Source organism: Novosphingobium capsulatum NBRC 12533 (genome assembly GCF_001598375.1).
Taxonomy (GTDB): domain Bacteria; phylum Pseudomonadota; class Alphaproteobacteria; order Sphingomonadales; family Sphingomonadaceae; genus Novosphingobium; species Novosphingobium capsulatum.
Window position 1 is genome coordinate 73,132 of the sequence record NZ_BCYV01000016.1, and the last position, 20,387, is coordinate 93,518.

Genomic DNA, 20,387 nt, shown 5'->3' on the forward strand with positions numbered 1-20,387 from the left:
ACGCCGATGACCACGCCCATCGCCACCCCTTCGCGCCGCGCGTTCCTGGCCGGATCGGCCGTGCTGGCCAGCGCCCTGGTGGTGCCGCTGCACCGCGCGTTGAGCAGCGTTCCCGCCGCCCAGCTGGCGGCCAATGGCTATCTTGCGGTGCTGCCCGATGGCGCCGTTTCGCTTGCCCTGCCCAAGACCGAAATGGGCCAGGGCATCATGACCGCGCTGACCATGCTGGTGGCCGAGGAACTGGGCCTGGCGCCCAGCGCGATCAAGGTTTCGATCCCGCCGGCCGACCGCGCCCGCTTTGCCCCGATCGATACCACCACGGGTGGTTCCACGTCGATCCGCGAGCTGTGGAAGCCGCTGCGCCAGGCCGCTGCCAATGCGCGCGCCGCGCTGGTGGATGCGGCGGCGCGGCAGTGGAAAGTCATGCCCGATGGCCTGACCCTGGCCGATGGCGCGGTGGTGAACCCGGCATCGGGCAAGCGGCTGGGCTTCGCCGCGCTGGTCGCCGATGCCGCCGCGCATGTGCCCACCGACGCCACACCCACGCCGCGATCGGCCTGGAAAGTGATCGGCAAGGATACCCGTCGGCTCGATTCGGCGGACAAGGTGCGCGGCACCGCGCAGTTCGGCATCGATGTGAAAGTGCCGGGCATGAAGATTGCCACGCTGGCGCAATCACCGGTGTTCGGCGGCAAGCTGGCCGGCCACAACACCGCAGCGGCCAAGGCCGTGCCCGGCGTGGCAGACGTGATCGCGCTGGATGACTGCCTGTTCGTGACGGCTGACAGCCTGTGGACGGCCAAGAAGGGCCTGGAAGCCGCCTCGCCGACCTGGAACGAGGGCGCCAACGCCGGGCTGGACCAGGCCCAGGTCGTGTCCGCGCTCGATGCCGCCGTGGCCAAGCCGGGCGTGACCGCCAAGGCCGAGGGCGATCTGGCCCAGGCCCGCGCCGGCGCCGCCAAGACCCTTGAAGCGCTCTATCACCAGCCATTCCTGGCCCATGCCACGATGGAGCCGGGCAATTGCACCGCCCATGTCACGCCGCAGGGCGTCCAGGTGTGGACCGGAACGCAAGTGCCCAGCGACTGCCGCGCGGCTGCTGCCCGCGTGCTGGGCCTGGGCGAAGACAAAGTGCAGGTGCACAACTTCCTGATGGGCGGCGGCTTTGGCCGGCGGCTGGAAACCGACATGGTGGAGCGCACGGTCAGCCTGGCGGCCAAGGTGCCCTATCCGGTCAAGCTGGTGTGGACGCGCGAGGAGGATATCCAGCACGACATGGTGCGCCCGGCCTATGCCGATCGCATCAGCGCCAGCCTGGACCAAGCGGGCAAGGTCACCGCGTGGGAGCATCGCATTGCCGGATCGGCGGTGATGGCGCGCTTCCTCGGCGACAAGTTCAACGGCGTGGACGATGACGCCGTGGATGGCGCGATTGCCCCGCTCTACCCGGCCAAGGCGCGGCTGGTTACGTTCAAGCAGGTGGAAAGCGCCATGCCCACCGGCTGGTGGCGTGGCGTGGGCGGCCTGCGCAACACGTTTGTGATCGAAAGCTTTGCCGACGAACTGGCGCTGGCCGCCGGGCAGGATCCGCTGGCCTGGCGCCTGGCGCAGATCACCGACCCACGGGCGCGGGCGGTGCTGCAAAAGGCGGCGGCCGAGGCTGGCTGGGGCAAGGCGCTGCCCAAGGGCGAAGGGCTGGGCCTGGCCGTGCTGCACATCTGGGACACCTGCCTGGCGGCGGTGGCCCATGTGAAGGTCGATGCGCAAAAGCAGATCCTGGTGCCGCAGGTGACCGTGGCGGTGGATTGCGGCCCGGCGATCAACCCCCTGGGCGTGAAGGCGCAGATCGAAGGCGGGGTGACCTTTGCCCTGTCGGCCGCGCTCTATGGCGGGGTGACGCTGGAAAAGGGCCGTATCGCCCAGTCCAACTACAACGACGTGCGCCCGCTGCGCATGAACGAGGCGCCGCGCGTGATCACCCACGTGATGCCGACGGACAACGCGCCGGGCGGCATGGGCGAACCGCCCGCGGCGGTGATCGCCCCGGCGGTGGCCAATGCGCTGTTTGCCGCCACGGGCAAGCGGGTGCGGCAGGTGCCATTGCAGGCCGGGTTCGAGGCGGCCTGAGCCGACAGGTTTGCGTGGAGCCCCGGATCAAGTCCGGGGCGACGAAAAGGGTATTGGGCTATTCATCGTCACCCCGGACTTGATCCGGGGTCCCGCTTTCTCTGCTTTACCAGCCGCCGCCGAGCGCCAGGAACAGGTTGACCTGGTCGTTGGCCAGTTCCACGCGCGAATTGAGCACGGCGGCTTCGGCTCCGATCACGCCCTGGCGGCCGCCGATGTCGCTGGTGATGGCAGCGCGGCCGGCCTCGCGCAGGCGGCGGGCTTGGTCCGACGCGGTGCGGGCAGAGGCCAGCGCTTCATCCAGCGCGGCATGGCGATCGTGGTTTTCGGCATAGGTGGCGAGCGCCGTTTCGGTTTCGCGCAAGGCGCCGAGCACCACGCCATCGAAATGCGCGAGCGCTGCATCGGCACTGGCATCGGCCGCCTTGACCCGCGCGCGGGCGCCGGCGCCCGGGATCGACCAGTGCAGCAGCCCGCCGATCGACCAGCGATTGGCTGCCGGCAGGCCGAGATCCTTGACGAAGCCGGTGGAGCCGGCGGAAAGCCCGATGCCGATCGAGGGGTAGAGATCGGCCGTGGCTACGCCGATGCGCGCAGTGGCGCCGGCCAGTTGCCGCTCTGCCGCGCGCACATCAGGGCGGCGGCGCAGAAGGGCCGCGCCGTCGCCCACCGGCAGCGGCGTTTTCATCTCGGGCACGCTGCGGCAGCTCTCCGCCTCGCGCGGGTAATCGGCCGGCACTTTGCCGGTCAGCGCGGCCAGGCGATAGAGCGCGGCCCGCGCGGCGGCGCGATAGATGGGCAGAGCGGCCTGCGCCTGGGCCAGGCGGCCTTGCGCGGCGGTAACATCGGGAGCGGCGCTGCGCCCGGCCGAGACCAGGCGACGGTTGATATCGACCAGATGCCCTTGCAGGGTAATCGCGCGCTGCGCCAGGTCTTCGGCTGCGTGGGCGGCACACACGCCGACATAGGCCCGCGCCACATCGGCCGCGACAGTGACCTTGACCGCATCCTGCGTGGCGGCGATGGCCTCCTCATCGGCACGGGCTGCCTCGATCTGGCGGCGGATCCGGCCGAACAGATCGATCTGATAGCTCATTTCCGCCCCCACATCGCCGATATCGGCAACGGGCAACTGCTCGTTCTGCAGATAGGACTGCCCCGACAGGCGCGCGTGCTGCGCCCCGGCCGAAACGCCGAAATCCACTTCCTTGCCGCCTTCGGCCACGGCCGTGACGGCGCGCGCGCGGGCAAGGTTGGCCGCAGCCACGCGCAGATCGGTATTGGCAGCCAGCGCCTGTTCTTCCAGCCCATCGAGCACGGGATCATCATAGAGATGCCACCAGCGCGCCGGCAGCGGATCGGCCGTGGTGAGCGCGGCAGGGGCGGACTGGAATGCGCCCTGCGCCGCCGGGCGCGTGATCACCGCGTCCTGGGGCACGTGGTAATCCGGGCCAACCGCCTTGCAGCCGGCCAGTGCCAGCATGGCCGAACCGATCAGGAAAAGGCGCTTCACCGGGCGTTCTCCTGCTTGTCGGGCGCGAGGGTGACCGACGCGGTGCGCCCGGCGATCAGCGCGACATTGGCCGGGCGTTCATCCAGGGCGATGCGCACCGGCACGCGCTGGGGCAGGCGCACCCAGGAGAAGCTGGGGTTGATCGAGGGCAGCATCGAGGCGCTGCCGGTACGATCGTGATCCTCGATCGCCATAGCGATCGAGGTGACATGGCCCTTGAGCAGGCGATCCTCGCCCATCAGGCGCACGGTGGCGCGCTGACCAACGTGGACATGGGCCAGCTTGGTTTCCTCGAAATAGCCCTCGATGCGCAGCGAACTGTTGTCGACCAGCGCCATCACCGCCTTGCCCGGCGCGACATAGTTGCCCGGGCGCAGCGTCTGGTCGGAAATCGTGCCATCGACCGGGGCGCGCACGGTGGTGCGATCAAGGTTCAGCCGGGCCATCTCGCGCTGGCTTTGCGCGGTTTCCAGCATGACCTGAGCGGCAGCGACCTGGGCCTGGGCGTCAGCCACCTTGGTCTCGCTCTGCTGCGTCACTTCCAGCGGCACCAGATCACCCAGGCCACGGTTGCGCGCTGCCTCGCGCTGGGCCTCGGCCAGGGCGACGCGGGCGCGGGTGATCCCGGTGCGGGCCTGGGCGATGGCATCGTCGGCCTGGCGCACGGCCAGGGCATAGCGCGCGGTATCGATCTGGAACAGCACGTCACCCTTGTGCACCGGCTGGTCGTTGACCACGGCGACCTGGGTGACCAGGCCCTGCACATCGGGTGCCACCTGCACCACATCGGCGCGCACGCGGCCATCGCGCGTCCACGGGTCGGCCTGGTAATGCAGCCACAGCGAACGCGCGCCGATGGCCGCGACGATGACGATGGCGCCGGTCACGCCGATCTGGACGGTCTTGCGAAAGGTGGGGGAAGCGAGCAGCGACATCAGAGCCATCCATTGATCAACTGGGGAAAGCGCACGAGCAGCGCCCAGAATGCCACGAACATGGCAGTATCGAACAAGACCGGGTGCCAGACCCAGCGGTAGAAACGCAGTGCCACCAGCACGCGGTGCACGATCAGCGCGAGGATCAGCGCGACCGTGGCGGTGACCGGCGCCGAAGCCACGAAGACTTCGCCGAACATGTATTCGGAAAAAGCAGGCGTCGGCGGGTTCATGCCAGTGGCTCCACCACGGCGGGGGCTGCTGCCAGGGGCAGGACCGGGCCGGGGCTATTGGGGAAAAGATTGCGGCGCAGGGCGATCAGCGCGGCGATGGCATGGGGCGCATCGGGCGCATCCGGGTGGCCAAAGGGCAGCGGCGGCGGTCGCACCGGGCCGCCTTCCTTGAGGATCAGGCGCAGCGCGCGATCGATGCGGTGCTGCAGCCGGGCATCGGCCGGGGGCGGGGCATCGGGGCGCCAGGCGCGGAAATAGCGGGCCGCCTCGCGCAGCAGGCTGGCCAGCGCGCGCTGCTGGCGCAGCGGCGCGGCGGCGCGGGCATGCTGGATCGCCACCAGGTTGATCGCCAGGCGCACCTCGCGCAGCGCGGCCTGCGCCGCCAGCGAGCCGGCGGGATCAGCGCCCAGGCGCTGCGTCAGCAGGGCGGTCTGGTCGATCACCCGGCCCAGCGCCAGCGCGGGATCGGGCGGCGTGGCGGTTGTCGACAGCCGCACCAGATCGCGTTGCAGCGCGCGCAGCAGGCGGGCGATCGCCACGTCGGTGCCCAGGTTGCGCAGGCCGGCGGTGAACCCGGCGGCCAGGACCACGGCCAGGACCTGGCCGATGTTGCTGTTCACAAAGCGTTCGAAATCGGGGTGGAAGCTTTCCTGGATGGCCAGCGCGCTGCAGAACCCCATGGCCATGGCAGTGGCCTGGCCACCCAGGCGCGGATGGGGAATGAACGCGGCGATTGCCAACAGGGTGGGCGCCATGACCAGTGCCAGCGCCGTGAAATCGTGCACATAGGGCAGCACTTCGAACAGGTAGATGCCTGCCAGTGGCACGCCCGCGCAGATCGCCACGCCAAAGCGCAGGATGACCGGGATGGGATTGTCCATCGCGGCAAACAGGCAGCAGAACACCGCCGTCATCGCCGCCGCGCCCGCGCCATCGGCCCAGCCGGAATAGATCCACAGCGCGCAGCAGGCGATCACGGCCACTGACGCGGCGATGCCCGCCATCAAGGCATGGCCCAGATCCTGGTGCAGGCGCAGCGCGGCGCGCGGGCTGCGCAACGAGGCGGGCAGCGGCTGGCGTGGATCACGCAGGTGGTCGAGCGCCTGGCGGCAATCGGCCAGCAGCGTCACCACCTGGGCCAGGCGCACGCGATAGCTGGTTGCCAGCAGATCGTGCCAGGATTGCGGGCGTATGCTTTCGGGCACGGCGATCGCCGGGCGATCGAGCGCGGGGCAACCCGCCGCGATCCAGGCGCGGGTGGCGGCCTGGGCGCTTTCCAGATCGGGATCGGCGCAGGCATCTTCGGTGGCGATGGCGCTGCGCCGGTCTGACAGGCCCGAGAGCAGCGGCAGCAGCACGAGCATGCGTTCGAGCAGCGCGCGCAGCGTGCCGGTCATCTCGCGCCAGTGCGAGGTATCATAGGGCACGTGAATGGCCATCAGCGCGCAATCGACCACGTCGACGGCCAGTTGCTGCTGTTCGCGCGGGGCGCGGCGCGGGGCGCCGCCGTCATCGGCGCTGCGCACGCAATCGGCGAGCCAGGCTTCGGCATCGCTCAGCCAGCGTTCCAGCCGCGCGCCCAGCGGCACGGCCACCGATTGCGGCAGGAACAGGCTGTGGGTGAGCGTGGCGGCAACGATGCCCAGCGTGATTTCGGTAACGCGGGCAACCGCGGTATCGAACACGGCATAGGGCTGGTTGACGGAAGGAAAGGCGATGATCGCGGCGGTATAGCCCGCCAGCATCAGGGTATAGGACCGCGCCGAGCGATCGAGCAGCGACACGGTGAGGCAGCCACCGACCCACAGCGCCAGCACGGTGGACAGGATCATCGGCGTATCGACCAGCACCGGCACCACGGCCACGGCAAAGACCGCGCCGACAAAGGTGCCGATCACGCGGTAGATCGCCTTGGAGCGGGTGGCCCCGGCCAGCGGATTGGAGACGATGAACGCGGTGGTCATCGCCCAGAACGGGAACGGCAGCCCGACCCACAGCCCGATCCACAGCGCCAGGAATCCCGCTGCCACGGTCTTGGCCGAGAACAGCAGGGGTTGCACCCAGGCTTTGGGAAACAGGAACATGGGATCGGGCTGCTTTCGTTCAGGCCGCTTGCAACTGGCGCAGCAGGATGCGCGCCACCGCTTCAGAGCTGGCCGGGTTCTGCCCGGTTACCAGGTTGCCGTCTTCCAGCGTGAACACGCCCCAATCCGGGCCCTTGCGATAGTCGCCGCCCTGCGCCTTGAATTCATCCTCGATCAGGAACGGCACGACCTGGGTCAGGCCCACGGCGTCTTCCTCGCTGTTGGAAAAGCCGGTGACGGGGCGGCCGGCCACGATCGGGCGGCCATCGGCGCCCTTGACGTGGCGCAGCGCGCCGGGGGCGTGGCAGACCAGGCCGAGCGGCTTGCCGGCGCGATCAAAGGTTTCGATCAGGGCGATGGACACCGGGCTTTCCGCCAGATCCCACAGCGGGCCGTGGCCGCCGGGATAGAACACCGCGTCAAAGCCGGCAGCATCGACATCGGCCAGCGGCGTGGTGTGGGCCAGCGCCTGCTGCGCGGCAGTATCGGCGCGGAAACGCTCGGTGGCAGGCGTCTGGGCATCGGGTTCATCGCTGCGCGGATCGAGCGGGGGCTGCCCGCCGGCGGGCGAGGCCAGGACGATCTCGGCCCCGGCATCCTTGAACACGTAATAGGGGGCGGCAAACTCTTCCAGCCAGAAGCCGGTCTTGTGGCCAGTGTTGCCAAGTTCGTCGTGCGAGGTCAGGACCATAAGAATCTTCATGGATTTACTCCAGAGCGGCTGGCCGATCGAAGCGATCATGCCAGCGAAAGATGGACAGGGACATTCCCCATGATCGCCCGGCTATAAGGGCAGGCCCCATGGGCGGCCTCCATCAACGCACGAGCGCGTTTTGGATCCATGCCGGGCAAGGATACCGCCAGCGTGATGCCCAGGCCAAAGCCGCCTTCGGGGCGGGGCGCAAGGCCCACCGTGGCGGTAACCCTGGCATCGCCGGGAAGCGGCGGATGATTCTGATTCTTCAGCGTTTTCATCGTGCTGAGGAAACACGCGGCATAGCCTGCGGCAAACAGCTGCTCGGGATTGTTGCCATGGCCACGGCCGCCCAGTTCGGCGGGAAGATCAAGCCAGGCATGCAGCGTGCCATCGCTGGTCGCAACCTGGCCTTCGCGGCCGCCATGCGCGCTGGCGCTGGCCTGATAGAGGCAATCGGTGAGCATGGACGGGTCTCTCAAGCGGCAGAACCGGGGCATTGGCCGTTGGGACAGGGCATCTAGGCGCGAACGCGACGACGCGCCAAGAAGCGTTGTAGCCAACATCCATAAAATTCCTTATGGATTGCGCCATGTCGCTCAACCGCCTGCGCGCCTTTGTCGAAGTCTATCGCCAGCGCTCGTTCACCACGGCGGCGCGCAACCTGGGATTGACCCAGCCGGCCATCTCCCAGCAGATCGCCAGCCTGGAAGAGACCATCGGCCGGCCGCTGTTCGAACGGCACGGGCGCGGGGTGGTGCCCACGGGCACGGCCGATGAGCTGGCATCGGACATTGGCGACCGGCTGGACCAGGCCGAGGCGGCGCTGGCGCAGGCCCGCGCGCGATCGGCCTTGCTGGCCGGGTCGATCCAGATCGTGGGGCATCCCGATTTCCTGTCGGAAGTGGTGGCGCCGCAGTTGGGCACGCTGCTGGAAAGCGGCATTCGCGTGCGCCTGCACGGCGGCACGCGGGGCGAGATCGAGCGCATGCTGATCCATGGCGAGGCAGACCTGGGCGTTTCGGGATTTCCCGCCGCAGACCGCCGCCTGCGCGGGGAGCATTTGCGCGACGAGGCGACCCGCGCCGTGGCAGCGCCTGCGGTGGTGGCGCGGCTGCGCGCGGCGCTGGCCGCGGGGACGGATCTTGCCACGTTCCTGGCCGGGCTGCCGCTGCTGTCCTACGGCCTCGATTACCCGCTGATCGACAACTGGCTGCGCCACAATGGCCTGAACCCCGAACTGACCACGCCGGCGATGGTCGGGCTGGACGTGCGCAGCCTGCGCGGTCTGCTGATGGGCGGGCATGGCTGGACGGTTTTGCCCGAATATCTGTGCCGCGCGCATCTCGAAGCCGGCGACCTTGCCGATATTCCCGGCACCGCCGCCGGGCAGGATCACCTGAGCTATCACCTGCTGTGGTCGCCCGCCGCGCTGCGCCAGCCGCGCGTGGCCCACGTGCGCCATGCGCTGATCTGGCGCCTTTACCAGCAATAGGCGCTTGTCATCGCGGGTGATTGCGCCATGATGCTGCGATCACAGCGGTCATGGCGGGGGCACCATGTTGACGATCCACAGCGACGACCATCGCCTGCATCACGGCGCGGGCGAATTCTATCGCGGGCGGATCGTGCCCTGCTTTGAAATGCCGGCGCGGGTGGAGCAGATCCTGGCCAGCGTGGCCGGGCGCGGGCTGGGCCCGGTGGTGGCGCCGGTGCGGCACGGGCGCGCGCCGGTGGAGCGGGTGCACGCGGCCGACTATGTCGATTTCCTGGCCAGCGCCTGGGACGAATGGTGCGCGCTGGGCGAAATCGGCGATGCCTTGCCCTATGCCTGGCCGGCGCGCGACCTGCGCGCAGACCGCGTGCCCGCTCACATCGATGGCAAGCTGGGGTTCTACAGCATCGATGCCGCCGTGCCGATCACGGCTGGCACGTGGGCGGCGGTTCAGGCCAGCGCCGATTGCGCGCTGACCGGCGCGGCAGCGGTCTTGGGCGGAGAGCGCGCCGCCTTTGCCCTGTGCCGCCCGCCCGGCCACCACGCGGGCCCGCGCGCGATGGGCGGCTTTTGCTATCTCAACAATGCCGCGATCGCGGCGCAGGCGATGCGCGATGCCGGGGTGGCGAAGGTGGCGGTGCTCGATGTCGACTATCACCATGGCAATGGTACGCAGGCGATCTTCTATGACCGCGCCGACGTGTTCTTCGCCTCGCTCCACGGCGATCCGGCGGTGGAATACCCGTTCTTTGCCGGCTTTGCCGATGAAACCGGCAGCGGCGCCGGGCAGGGGTGCACTCTCAACCTGCCATTGCCCTGGGGCACGGCGGCCGGGGCCTACCTGGCCGCGCTCGATACAGGCTGCGCGGCCATCGCGGCATGCGGCGCGCAGGCGCTGGTGGTGTCGTTGGGGGTCGATACCTTTGCCGGCGATCCGATCAGCCATTTCAAGCTGGCGAGCGCCGATTTCACCCGCATCGGGGCGCGGGTGGCGGCGCTGGGCCTGCCCACGCTGTTCGTGATGGAAGGCGGCTATGCCGTGGGCGACATCGGCACCAACGTGGCCAATGTGCTCGAAGGCTTTGCCCATGGCTGATGGGGCCGGCACGGGAGCTGCGCTGCAGGGCCGATTGGGGTTCTGGCACCTCATCGGCTATGGCCTGGCGCTGATCGCGCCATCGGCGCCGCTCAATACGCTGGGCGTGGTCTGGGGCAAGGCCCACGGGCTGATCGCGCTGTCCTATCTCCTGGGCGGGCTGTGCATGGCGTTCACCGCCACCAGCTATGCCGTGATGGTGCGCGAGGTGCGCAACGCAGGATCGCTCTATGGCTTTGCCCGCGCCGCGCTGGGGCCGTTTGCCGGATTCATGGGCGGCTGGATGATCCTGCTCGATTACCTGCTGATCCCCTCGCTGGTCTATGTGATCATGGCCGTGGCGCTGGGCCAGTTGATGCCGGATGTCGACCGCGCGGTGTGGATCGTGGCGCTGCTGGCATTCACCACTGCGGTCAACTGGTTCGGCATTCGCTCGACCAGCGTGTTCAATGCGGTGAGCGTGATCAGCCAGATTGCCATCACCGCCCTGTTGGTGGGCGCGGGGATTGTCTTCCTGGGGCCGGAGCAGGCGTTTTCGCCGGCACCGGTCTGGGCCGATCCGCTGCCCTGGCGCGGGGTGCTGGCGGGCACGTCGGTCTGTGTGCTGAGCTTCCTGGGCTTTGATGCGGTATCGACCCTGGCGGAAGATACTGCCGATCGCAGCGGGCGCACGCTGGGCCGGGCGATATTGGCGGTGCTGGCCCTAGCCACGGTGTTTTTCGGCCTTTCCACCTGGGTTCTGGGCAATGCCATGGTCGGGCGGCACTTTGCCAGCCTGGAGGCGGCCCATTACGATGTGGCGGGCATGCTGCTGGGTGGCTGGGCCAGGCCGGCGCTCGCCTGGTTCACTGCGCTGATGGTGGGCTTTACCAATGCCCTGCCGATGCAGGTGGGCGTGGCGCGCGTGCTCTATGCCATGGGGCGCGATGGCCAGGTGCCCGGCGCCTTTGCCCGGCTGCACCCGCGCCACAACACGCCCTGGGTGGCGATGCTGGCCACGACGGGCCTGTCGCTGGTGGTGGCGCTGGCGTTTCGCGATGCGTTGGATTTCCTGGCGACGCTGGTCAACTTTGGCGCGCTGACTGGGTTTGCCCTGCTGCACGTGTGCGTCTTCGTGCATTTCCGCAAGTCGGCGCGGCGCAAACTGGCGCTCCACGTGGTCTCGCCCGTGGTCGGCCTGGCGGTAATCGCCGCGATCCTTACGGGCATGGGCGCCTGGGCGCTGCTGCTCGGCTGCGGCTGGCTGGTCCTGGGGCTGGCCTGGTGGCAAGGGGCAGCGCGCCATGCGCCGCCCCCGTCCAGCGATCTGGCCTATTCGGTATAGGCCTTGCGCAGCGCGGCGATATCGGCGGCGCTGACACCGGCCACCTTGTCGAGATACCCTTCGACCGAGCCATAGCGCGTGTCGATTTCGTCCAGCGCGCTGGCGAGGAACGTGCGGCCATCGGGATCGTGCAGCGGTTGCGGCCGGGCCATCGCCGGGTTGGCCTGATAGCCGGCAAACAGCCGGGCGACCGGATCGCTGGCGGCGGTGGCCGCGTCGATGCGGGGCATTTCCCATTCCGGGCGGCGCAGCGCGGTGGACAGGTCATAGTCCTGAAAGATCACCGCGCGCGGGGTGCCCAGCGCCGAGAGGATCAGCGCGGTCATGAACCCGGTGCGATCCTGCCCGGCCGAGCAATTGTATTCGATCGGGCCGGCATGGACCTTGAGCCGATCGAACACCAGGCGCACCTGTGGCGCCAGCAGGGTGGGAAACTGGCGATAGAGCGCCCCGCCATTGCCGGTGACCTTGCCGTGGTTGCCGGCAAACAGCGCCATCATCGAATAGGGCACGGCGTCCTGGTGGACCTGGCCGGCCAGGCGCGTGGGCGCCAGGCGGCGTTCCTCGTCAGAGCGCAGGTCGACCATCGTGGTCAGGCCCAGGCCGCGCACCATGGCGATATCGGCCGGCGATAGCAGCGGCGTGGCGCCCGACCGATAGATCAGGCCCCAGCGCACTGTCTTGCCATCGGCAGCCGGATAGCCACCCAGATCGCGAAAGTTCGATCCCTGTGCCAGGGGCAGCATGCGTTCAGCGACGGGCGTGACGCGGCCATCGGATCGGTCGCGCAGCAGCACATAGGGGCGCGGCGTGGCTGCGGCCCGCACTTTGGCATGGCCGCTGCGCACCGCGCGCGCCACGGGCCGCGCGTTGGCCAGCGGGGCATCGGGGCGGGTCGCCAGATAGACATCGACCGGGCCGCTGGCCTGCCAATCGACCAGCAGCGTGGCGGGATCGCTACGGCTGGCGATGGCATCGTGGGCGCGGGCCAGTGTCTGCGGGGCGAGCGCCGGGCTGGCCGCCAGGACGAGCCCGAGAGCCCAGGCGCCAAGATGGGTGCGGCGCATCAGAACCGCACCTGTGCTTCCACGCCCCAGGTGCGCGCTTCGTTGAAGAAGCCATAGGTACCGACCAGCGCGCTCGCCGCCTTGTAGAATATATGCTGTTCGTTGAAGATGTTGCGGCCCCAGACCGAGACCTGCATCTTGGCGCCGTTTTCGCCCAGGGCAATGTCAGCCAGGCCGATGCGGCCATTGAACGTCACGCTGGCATCGCCCTTGGGCTGGGCCAGAGTGACAGCGCCCGTAGCGGTATTGAAGCCGGGATCGACGTAGTTGGCGTAGAACCCGCTGTCATAGTTGGCATCGAGATGCAGGCGCAGTTCCGCTGCAGCCACCGGCAGGGTGACGTCCACCGTGCCACTGGCGGCATGCTTGGGCGTATAGACTTGGTAGATCGGGATCGGGGTGGTGATGATCACCCCGTTGGCCTGCGGAAACGGGTTCGACGTATTGGGGATCTTGACGCTGGTATAGGCATAGCTGGCGCCCAGCGTCAGCTGCGGGATGGGCTTGACCGTGAAATCGGCCTCGATCCCCTTGAGACGCCCGGTGCCTGGCGCATTGTGGGTTTCGGTGGTGGTGCGGGTGGTGTTGAGCAGGTTGCCCTGGGCATCATACTGCAGATAGTTGGCGCTGAAATCGAGCTGGATGTTCTTGTAGGTGCCGGTGTAGGCGGCCACGTTGAAGCGGGCGCGCTTGTCCCAGAATTCGGTCTTGGCGCCTAGTTCGAACATCGAGACGGTTTCGGGATTGAACGGGGCATAGGTGAGCGAGCGCGAGTTGGCGCCGCCCGATTTGTAGCCCGTGCTCCACTTGCCATAGAGATGCACGTCTTCGCTGGCATCAATCGCCAGGTTGATCATCGGATCGACGCGCGACCAGCTGGCGTCGAGCAGGCGCGGCGCGGTGACGCCGTTGACCGAAGGCGTGGCGCCGTTGACGGTGAACAGCGAGCCTTCCTTCTTGTCGTGCGTCCAGCGCGCGCCCAACGTCAGGTGAAACATGTCACCAGCGAGATCGGGGGTATAGGTGCCCTGGCCGAACACGCCCACGCTGGTGGTGGTGACGTGGCTGGCGCGGTCGATGGTAATGCCATCATAGCTGACATAGGGGATCACCGTGGTGGCGCTGCCGGCGGCATCGGAGAAGGCCATGGTGTAGAACGCCTGGGCGTTGTCCTGGACCTTTTCCTGATACCACATCGCGCCGGCCACGAATTTCACGCGGTCATAATCGCCCAGCAGTTGCAGCTCTTCGCTCGCCTGGTTCTGACGGAACTGGGCCAGGCTGTAGCGCGAGAACTTGGCGCCGGTGAAATTGCCGGTGGCGCTGATCGCGCTGGTCGTGGCCGAGCCGTTGTCATACTGCGACTGGGTCAATTCGCGGTATGAGGCGATCGACTTGACCTGAAGGTGCGGGTCGAGGTGCCATTCCAGCAGCAGGCGGTGGCCGTGGGTCTTGCCCACGCTGGGCTGCTGCGTCACGCCGACGGCGGCCACGCCCACGCGGTTGGGTTCGAGCGGATAGGCCACCGGGCGCTTGAGCGTGCCGGCGCTCACCGTCTGGGCATAGAGCGGGCTCGATGCGTCGTATGACGTGTCATAGGCATAGTCGGCGCTGAAATCGGGCGTCGGCGTCCACAGCACTTCGCCGCGCAGGCCACGCTTGGTGTAGAAGTTGAAATCGGTCTGCCCGGCCAGCGGGTTCTTGACCAGGCCGTCGCGGTGCGACACCACGCCATCGATCTTGGCCGCCAGGTTGCCCCACTTGGGCAGATCGACATGCAGCTCGCCCTTGTAGCTGCCATAGTTGCCGGCGCCGACCAGGGCATTGGCATGGAATTCGCCGCTGGGCTTCTTGGTCACGATGTTGATCGCGCCGCCTTCGGTGTTGCGGCCAAACAGCGTGCCTTGCGGGCCTTTGAGCACTTCGATGTTCTCGATGTCATAGAGCGCGGTGCCCAGGCCCTGGGCGCGGCCGAGATAGACGCCGTCGACATAGACGCCCACGCCCTGGTCACGCGCGGGCTGGTTGCTGTCGGACAGCACGCCGATGCCGCGAATGTTCATGATCAGCGCCGAATTGCGCGAATAGAACGGGGCGACGCGCAGGCTGGGCACGCCGCCCGATTGCAGATCGACCAGCGACTGGATGTGGCGATCGGCCAGGGCCTGGGCATTGAGCACCGAGATGGCGATCGGCGTCTTCTGCAGGTCGGTCTTGCGCTTTTGCGCGGTGACGACGATCTGGTCGAGCGTGCTGGTCAGCGTGGGGTCTGCCACGGGGGCAGGGGCCGGCTCCGGCGCCGGTTCGGCGGCGGCCGCATGCGCCAGGACGGGCAGGGCGGCGCCGGCAAGGCAGAGGGCAAGGGCGCTGGCCGTGCGCAGGGCATGCGGGCGCGCACCACGGTGCGTGGCGTTCTGGATAGGCATGGAATGGTTCCCTCACTGGTGTTGGCGCGGCCAGTACGGTGAGGGAATGTCAGGCAGGTGACGCTCTGTGCCGGTTCGTCACTGCGCTGCAACAAGCCGAAAATTTTTTGCAGTTGCGGGCTTTTGGTCCTGAATCTCGGTCAGGCGTGGCAATCAGGCGCGGGGTTGAAAGGCGATGGTCACCTGTTGCGGGGCGGTGCCATCCAGCGCTGCGGCGCTCGACCCGGTGCCCGTCAGCCCGGGCAGCGCCACGGTGCAGGCTTCCTGCCAGCGGTGCACATCGCAGCGCGCGCTGGCGACCGTATCGCTCGCCGCGCCGGCAAGGCGATAGCGCGCCACAAGCTGGCCCTGGCGCACATTGGCGGTCTGCACGCCATGGCGGATCATCGCCACCACGGCGAGGTGATCGCCATGTTGCACGACGCGCGGGGTGGCAACGACCACGCCGGCCGGCGGCGGCGCCAGGCTGACCACCGGCAGGACGGCCGCCGTCTGCGCCGCCACGGGCAGCGCGCCCGCGCCGAGCAGCAGGGCGGCCAGCGGGAGAAGGGAGGGGTGGGGGCAGCGGGGCAAAGCGTTCATGGCGGGTTCCACGGGGACAGGGGTAATCAGACCATTTCTTCCAAGCCGGACCGGCAGCGGGAGTCAAATTCGCTAACCACGTTGCAAACGCGCTGCACCGTTGCGGGACAGCGCGGCGGGCAATCGTTAGGTTGGATGCTCGTCGGTGTCTTCGTCTGCCCAGATCACGTGGGAATCGATTTCCAGCTTGATCAGGCTGCGGATTGCGGCGCTGCGCGCGGCCACTTCCAGGCGCGCCGCCTCGTGCGCCTGGCGGCGGGCGAGCAGGGCGTCGGCCAGGTCGATCGCACCCAGTTGCTGCCCGCGCGCGGTGCGCGTGGCGGCCTGCGCGGTGGAACGGGCCGATGCCGCGATGCCTTCCCACGCGCTGCGCCGGCCGCGCGCATTGGCGAGGTCACCATCGGCCATGGCTTCCACTTCGCGGCGCACATTGGCAAGGTCGAGCAGGCCGGCACTGGCCTGGGCGCCGGCTTCCTCGGCCAGGGCCTTGCGATAGCCACCACCCAGCGGGATCTGCAGCACCAGGCCGCCGCCGCGTTCCATCCCGCCGCGTTCGCTGAAGGCGCGAAAGCCCACGCTGGGATCGGCGGTGCGATCGCGCTCTGCCCGTCGCGCCAAGGTGCCCAGCCGCGCCGCCTCGCGATCGGCCGCGCCGATTTCGTGGCTGCGGGCGATGACCAGATCGCGCAGCGTGGCCAGGTCGTTGGCGGGCGTGGGCACCTCGCCCAGCGCGGGTGGCTGATCGGGCAGGGGCAGGTCGGGGAAGTTGGCAGCCAGCAGCGCGCGCGCCTCGTTCATGTCTGCCGCGCTCATCGCGGCGGTGCCCTGTGCCTGGTCGCGCGCGGCGCGGGCCTGGTCCACATCGAGCGCGGCGGCATCGCGCAACTGCTGGCGGCGGGTGACCGCAGCCAGGGCTTCATCGAGCACGGCGACATTGGCGAGATCGACGCGGTGCAGCTCGCCCGCGGTCAGCCAGTCGAACCATAGCTGCGAGAGCAGCAGCGCGGCCTGGTGGCGGCTGTCTTCCATGCGGTTGTGCGCCACGTCCACGCCCAGCACCCCGGCTTCGCGATCGAGCGCGGCCTTGCCGGGCAGGCGGATGGGGCGCAGCACCTGGGTATCGAATTCGGCATAGCGGCGCTCGTTGGTCACGTCGCGCGTCTGGATCGTGCCGGTCACCAGCACTTCGTGGGTGCCCTTGGCCAGCGCATTGGCAGCGGCGCGCGCGGCAGAGACGCGCTGGCCGGCGGCCGAAACCGTGGGGTGGTTGTCCAGCGTGGCCACCACCACCGCTTCGGGCGGCAGGTTGGCCGGCGGCACTTCGGGCAGCGGCGCGGCCCAGGCCACAGTCGGCAGCACGACCGCTGGCAGCAGGGCGGCGGTGAGGAGAAGGCAAGCCAAGCGGCGCATCAGGCAATCCTGCCGTGGGAATGGAGGGGGACCGCGTGCCAGCGCACCGGGGCGCGGCAGCGGGCAGCGCGCGCGGCGTCGACCACCGCGGCGCAGCGGTCTTGCGCCACGATCAGCGTCAGCGCGGCGCGGCGCAGCAGGCCTTCGACCTGCTCGCCCGTGCCGGCGTCGGCATAATCGTGGCCCAGCACCATTTCGTCAGTGCGGTGCACTGGGGCTGCGGCGGCGTCGCGCAGCGCCAGCGCCAAGCCTTCGGCATCGCCGCGCGCGCAGTGGAAGGTGAGCAGCAGATCAGCCATGGTGCGCCTCTGTCGGGAGGTCAGTCTGGTTGTCACGCTCGGCCGCGCTTTCCCCGAACCGGGCAAACAGGATCGGTAGCAGCACCAGCGTGAGCAGAGTGGAGGTGACCAGCCCACCGATCACCACGATGGCCAGCGGCCGCTGGATTTCCGAGCCGGGCCCGCTGGAAAACAGCAGCGGCACCAGCCCGAACGCGGTGATGCTGGCAGTCATCAGCACGGGGCGCAGGCGCCGTTCCGCGCCCTGGCGCACGACGTCTGCCATGGGCAGGCCCTCTTCCCGCAGTTGGCGGAAATACGCGACCAGCACCAGCCCGTTGAGCACGGCGATGCCAAGCAGCGCGATGAACCCGACCGAGGCCGGCACCGAGAGATATTCCCCCGAGAGCCACAGCGACACGATGCCGCCGACCATGGCAAAGGGAATGTTGGCGAGGATCAGCCCCGAGGCGCGCAGCGAGCGCAGCGTGGCCAGCAGCACACCAAAGATCAGCAGCAGCGCCATGGGAATGACCAGCATCAGCCGCGCGGCGGCGCGCTGCTGGTTTTCGAACTGGCCGCCCCATTGGATGCGATAGCCTGCCGGCAGCGGCACGGCTCGCGCCACCTGCGCCTTGGCATCCTCGACATAGCCGACCAGATCGCGCCCCGAAACGAAGGCCTGGACCAGGGCAAAGCGCGAGGCGTTTTCATGGTCGAGCTTGACCGGCCCTGCCGTGCGCGAGACGTGTGCCATATCGGCGACGCGCGCCACGCTGCCCGATGGGGTGACCATCTGCATATCGGCAAAGCGGGTGGGATCGCTGCGCAAGCTGTCATCGCCACGGATCACGATCGGCACGCGCCGCTGCCCTTCGGCGACGATGCCGGCGGGCATCCCTTCCACCCCGGCGCGCAGGGTATCTTCGAGTTGATCGACCGGCATGCCCAGCCGCCCGGCCGCGACGCGATCGATGTTCAATTGCAGGTAATCGACATTGTCGTTGGCCACGGTCAGCACTTCAGTGGCGCCGCGCACACCCTTGAGCGTTGCCTGGATGCGCGTGGCCAGATCCGCCAGCACGCGGGTGTCGGGGCCAAAGATCTTCACCGCCAGATCGCCGCGCGCGCCGGTGAGCATTTCGGACACGCGCATTTCGATGGGCTGGGTGAAGGTGGTCTGCACGCCTGGCAGGCCCTCGGTCGCCTTGCGCAGTTCCTCGACCACGAAGTCCTTGTTGCCGCGCCATTCCGACTGCGGCTTGAGCACCACGAAGCTGTCGGTTTCATTCAGGCCCATGGGATCGAGGCCGATCTCGTCAGAGCCGGTGCGGGCGATCACGTCGGCCACTTCGGGCACGGTCTTGAGCGCGCGTTGCACTGCCATGTCGATCTGCGTCGATTGCGCCAGGTTGATCGTGGGCAGCTTGGTCAGCTGCACGATGACCGAGCCTTCATCCATCGTCGGCATGAAGGTCTTGCCCACCGCGCCATAGGCCAGCACTGCCACGGCGAGGCCACCGGCAGACAGGGCATAGACCAGACCCTTGCGGGCAAAGGCACCATCGAGCAGGCGGCGATAGCGTGGGGCCAGCCAGCGCATGATCCACGGCTCGCCATGGTGGCCCTGGCCCAGGCCGAACGAGGCCAGCACCGGCACCAGGGTGAGCGCCAGCAGCAGCGAGCCGACCAGCGCGAACACGATGGTCAGCGCCACCGGGGCAAACAGCTTGCCTTCCAGTCCCTGGAGCGAGAGCAGCGGCAGGAACACCAGGGCAATGATCACGATCCCGGCCGAGACCGGCACGATCACATCGGCCGTGGCGCGGAACACCTGATTGAGCCGGGGCAGGCTGTCATTCTTGGCCTGGCCCAGCCGCTCCACCACGTTTTCCACCACCACCACCGCGCCATCGACCAGCATGCCGATGGCGATGGCCAGGCCGCCTAGGCTCATCAGGTTGGCCGACAGCCCGAACAGGTGCATGAGCAGGAAGGTGATCAGCGCGGCCATCGGCAGCGTGGTGGCCACGATCGCCGCCGCGCGCCAATCGCCCAGGAACAGCACCAGCAACACGATCACCAGGATCGTCGCCTCGACCAGCGCCTCTTCCACAGTGAACACCGCGCGGCTGACCAGGTCAGAGCGATCGTAGAATGTGTGGATGGTAGTGCCGGCGGGCAGGGCGTGTTGCAGTTCGGCGAGGCGGGTCTTCACCCCCGAAACCACCTTTTGCGCGTCGGCCCCGCGCAGGGCGATCACCAGCCCTTCGACCGTCTCTGCCTTGCCCCCGCGCGACACCGCGCCATAGCGGGTAAGGCTGCCGGTACCGACTTGCGCCACGTCGCCCAGGCGCAGCACGCGCCCCTGCGGATTGGCGATGACCAGCGCAGCCAGGTCAGCCTCGGTCTGGATCGCGCCGACGGTGCGCACGATCAGCGCTTCCTCGCCGGTGACCAGGCGGCCGGCGCCATCGTTGCGGTTGCCGCTTTCGATCGCCGCCTTGATCTGCGCGATCGACAGGTGCGCGGCGGCCAGCGCAGTGGGATCGGGGCGCACCTCGAACGTGCGGACAAAGCCGCCCAGCGCGTTGACATCGGCCACGCCCGGCACGGTGCGCAGCGCGGGGCGGATCGTCCAGTCGAGCAGCTCGCGCTTTTGCTGAAGCGACAGGGGGCCATCGATGGTGAACATCAGCACGTCGGATAGCGGCGTGGAAATCGGCGCCATGCCGCCGCTGACCGAACCGGGCAGATCGGCCATCACGCCTGAAAGCCGCTCGGCCACCTGGTTACGCGCCCAGTAGATGTCGGTCCCGTCGACGAAATCGATCGTCACGTCGGCAATCGCGTATTTCGCGGTAGAGCGCAGCACAGCCTGGCCGGGAATACCCAGCATCTCGGTTTCGATCGGCGTGATCACCCGGCTTTCGACTTCCTCGGGCGTCATGCCCGGCGCCTTGAGGATGATCTTGACCTGGGTTTGCGCGATATTGGGATAGGCATCGACCGGCAGGCCGATGAAGGCCCAGGTGCCCAGGAGCGCCACGGCCAGCGCCAGCCCGAGCACGAGCAGGCGATACGAGAGCGAGAGCGCGACTAGCTTGCGCAGCATGGGGCGGG

Annotated in this window: 16 protein-coding genes; 4 read left to right on the top strand and 12 right to left on the bottom strand. The window is 68.5% G+C overall.

Translation table 11 applies throughout. The annotated features are described in order from the left end of the window. Nucleotides 1-6: 6 nt before the first annotated feature. Nucleotides 7-2,127 carry a xanthine dehydrogenase family protein molybdopterin-binding subunit gene (locus SCA01S_RS15695; RefSeq protein WP_245652679.1) on the top strand — a complete coding sequence of 707 codons (2,121 nt, stop codon included), beginning with the start codon at nucleotides 7-9 and terminating at the stop codon, nucleotides 2,125-2,127. A gap of 106 nt (nucleotides 2,128-2,233) precedes the next feature. Here the strand turns inward: SCA01S_RS15695 and SCA01S_RS15700 are convergent, their stop codons facing one another. From SCA01S_RS15700 to SCA01S_RS15725, 6 genes are read right to left on the bottom strand one after another with little or no spacing between them, the layout of a single operon-like run. Beyond that, entirely contained in the window at nucleotides 2,234-3,640 is a 1,407-nt protein-coding gene (locus SCA01S_RS15700) for an efflux transporter outer membrane subunit (protein ID WP_062787290.1), read from the bottom strand. Next, entirely contained in the window at nucleotides 3,637-4,575 is a 939-nt protein-coding gene (locus SCA01S_RS15705) for an efflux RND transporter periplasmic adaptor subunit (protein WP_043610794.1), read from the bottom strand. The genes SCA01S_RS15700 and SCA01S_RS15705 overlap by 4 nt, the downstream gene beginning before the upstream one ends. Then, nucleotides 4,575-4,808 (bottom strand): DUF1656 domain-containing protein, encoded by a 234-nt coding sequence (locus SCA01S_RS15710; RefSeq protein WP_231627534.1) that lies wholly within the window; start codon nucleotides 4,806-4,808, stop codon nucleotides 4,575-4,577. The genes SCA01S_RS15705 and SCA01S_RS15710 overlap by 1 nt, the downstream gene beginning before the upstream one ends. Beyond that, on the bottom strand, nucleotides 4,805-6,892 hold the full coding sequence (locus SCA01S_RS15715) for an FUSC family protein (protein ID WP_062787293.1): 2,088 nt from the start codon (nucleotides 6,890-6,892) through the stop codon (nucleotides 4,805-4,807). Before SCA01S_RS15715 ends, SCA01S_RS15710 begins: the two co-directional genes overlap by 4 nt. Before the next feature lie 19 nt (nucleotides 6,893-6,911). Further along, a complete protein-coding gene (locus SCA01S_RS15720) occupies nucleotides 6,912-7,595 on the bottom strand; it encodes a type 1 glutamine amidotransferase domain-containing protein (protein WP_062787424.1) in 684 nt (227 codons plus the stop codon). 35 nt (nucleotides 7,596-7,630) lie between these two features. Then, entirely contained in the window at nucleotides 7,631-8,053 is a 423-nt protein-coding gene (locus SCA01S_RS15725; protein ID WP_062787296.1) for an organic hydroperoxide resistance protein, read from the bottom strand. A 125-nt stretch (nucleotides 8,054-8,178) separates the two neighbouring features. Here SCA01S_RS15725 and SCA01S_RS15730 point away from each other — a divergent pair, with 125 nt between their 5' ends. From SCA01S_RS15730 to SCA01S_RS15740, 3 genes are all read left to right on the top strand, one after another. After that, a complete protein-coding gene (locus SCA01S_RS15730; RefSeq protein WP_062787298.1) occupies nucleotides 8,179-9,081 on the top strand; it encodes a LysR family transcriptional regulator in 903 nt (300 codons plus the stop codon). Nucleotides 9,082-9,145: 64 nt separating this feature from the next. Continuing rightward, a complete protein-coding gene (locus SCA01S_RS15735; protein WP_062787301.1) occupies nucleotides 9,146-10,177 on the top strand; it encodes a histone deacetylase family protein in 1,032 nt (343 codons plus the stop codon). Further along, a complete protein-coding gene (locus SCA01S_RS15740; protein ID WP_062787304.1) occupies nucleotides 10,170-11,501 on the top strand; it encodes an APC family permease in 1,332 nt (443 codons plus the stop codon). The genes SCA01S_RS15735 and SCA01S_RS15740 overlap by 8 nt, the downstream gene beginning before the upstream one ends. Here SCA01S_RS15740 and SCA01S_RS15745 read toward each other — a convergent pair. The 6 genes from SCA01S_RS15745 to SCA01S_RS15770 form a co-directional block, all read right to left on the bottom strand. Then, a complete protein-coding gene (locus SCA01S_RS15745) occupies nucleotides 11,489-12,568 on the bottom strand; it encodes a tyrosine-protein phosphatase (RefSeq protein ID WP_062787307.1) in 1,080 nt (359 codons plus the stop codon). The two genes, SCA01S_RS15740 and SCA01S_RS15745, sit on opposite strands and share 13 nt — an antisense overlap. Next, the gene (locus SCA01S_RS15750) at nucleotides 12,568-14,994 is read right to left on the bottom strand and encodes a TonB-dependent receptor (RefSeq protein ID WP_062787310.1); all 2,427 of its coding nucleotides are present in this window, start codon (nucleotides 14,992-14,994) and stop codon (nucleotides 12,568-12,570) included. The genes SCA01S_RS15745 and SCA01S_RS15750 overlap by 1 nt, the downstream gene beginning before the upstream one ends. Before the next feature lie 153 nt (nucleotides 14,995-15,147). Further along, nucleotides 15,148-15,576 carry a hypothetical protein gene (locus SCA01S_RS15755; protein ID WP_062787313.1) on the bottom strand — a complete coding sequence of 143 codons (429 nt, stop codon included), beginning with the start codon at nucleotides 15,574-15,576 and terminating at the stop codon, nucleotides 15,148-15,150. Between the two features lie 126 nt (nucleotides 15,577-15,702). Next, complete coding sequence (locus SCA01S_RS15760) at nucleotides 15,703-16,986, bottom strand: TolC family protein (protein WP_062787316.1); 1,284 nt, start codon at nucleotides 16,984-16,986, stop codon at nucleotides 15,703-15,705. Further along, nucleotides 16,986-17,285, bottom strand: coding sequence for a DUF3240 family protein (locus SCA01S_RS15765; RefSeq protein WP_054130760.1), 300 nt, complete (start codon nucleotides 17,283-17,285; stop codon nucleotides 16,986-16,988). The genes SCA01S_RS15760 and SCA01S_RS15765 overlap by 1 nt, the downstream gene beginning before the upstream one ends. Beyond that, on the bottom strand, nucleotides 17,278-20,379 hold the full coding sequence (locus SCA01S_RS15770) for an efflux RND transporter permease subunit (RefSeq protein ID WP_062787319.1): 3,102 nt from the start codon (nucleotides 20,377-20,379) through the stop codon (nucleotides 17,278-17,280). Before SCA01S_RS15770 ends, SCA01S_RS15765 begins: the two co-directional genes overlap by 8 nt. Nucleotides 20,380-20,387: the final 8 nt, after the last annotated feature.

Excerpts from the sequence above, each read along its gene's own strand:
- SCA01S_RS15730 (WP_062787298.1), top strand. The coding sequence starts at position 8,179 with ATGTCGCTCAACCGCCTGCGCGCCTTTGTCGAAGTCTATCGCCAGCGC.
- SCA01S_RS15770 (WP_062787319.1), bottom strand. The coding sequence starts at position 20,379 with ATGCTGCGCAAGCTAGTCGCGCTCTCGCTCTCGTATCGCCTGCTCGTG.
- SCA01S_RS15745 (WP_062787307.1), bottom strand. The coding sequence starts at position 12,568 with ATGCGCCGCACCCATCTTGGCGCCTGGGCTCTCGGGCTCGTCCTGGCG.
- SCA01S_RS15715 (WP_062787293.1), bottom strand. The coding sequence starts at position 6,892 with ATGTTCCTGTTTCCCAAAGCCTGGGTGCAACCCCTGCTGTTCTCGGCC.
- SCA01S_RS15720 (WP_062787424.1), bottom strand. The coding sequence starts at position 7,595 with ATGAAGATTCTTATGGTCCTGACCTCGCACGACGAACTTGGCAACACT.
- SCA01S_RS15765 (WP_054130760.1), bottom strand. The coding sequence starts at position 17,285 with ATGGCTGATCTGCTGCTCACCTTCCACTGCGCGCGCGGCGATGCCGAA.
- SCA01S_RS15705 (WP_043610794.1), bottom strand. The coding sequence starts at position 4,575 with ATGTCGCTGCTCGCTTCCCCCACCTTTCGCAAGACCGTCCAGATCGGC.
- SCA01S_RS15695 (WP_245652679.1), top strand. The coding sequence starts at position 7 with ATGACCACGCCCATCGCCACCCCTTCGCGCCGCGCGTTCCTGGCCGGA.
- SCA01S_RS15760 (WP_062787316.1), bottom strand. The coding sequence starts at position 16,986 with ATGCGCCGCTTGGCTTGCCTTCTCCTCACCGCCGCCCTGCTGCCAGCG.
- SCA01S_RS15725 (WP_062787296.1), bottom strand. The coding sequence starts at position 8,053 with ATGCTCACCGATTGCCTCTATCAGGCCAGCGCCAGCGCGCATGGCGGC.
- SCA01S_RS15710 (WP_231627534.1), bottom strand. The coding sequence starts at position 4,808 with ATGAACCCGCCGACGCCTGCTTTTTCCGAATACATGTTCGGCGAAGTC.
- SCA01S_RS15750 (WP_062787310.1), bottom strand. The coding sequence starts at position 14,994 with ATGCCTATCCAGAACGCCACGCACCGTGGTGCGCGCCCGCATGCCCTG.
- SCA01S_RS15740 (WP_062787304.1), top strand. The coding sequence starts at position 10,170 with ATGGCTGATGGGGCCGGCACGGGAGCTGCGCTGCAGGGCCGATTGGGG.
- SCA01S_RS15735 (WP_062787301.1), top strand. The coding sequence starts at position 9,146 with ATGTTGACGATCCACAGCGACGACCATCGCCTGCATCACGGCGCGGGC.
- SCA01S_RS15755 (WP_062787313.1), bottom strand. The coding sequence starts at position 15,576 with ATGAACGCTTTGCCCCGCTGCCCCCACCCCTCCCTTCTCCCGCTGGCC.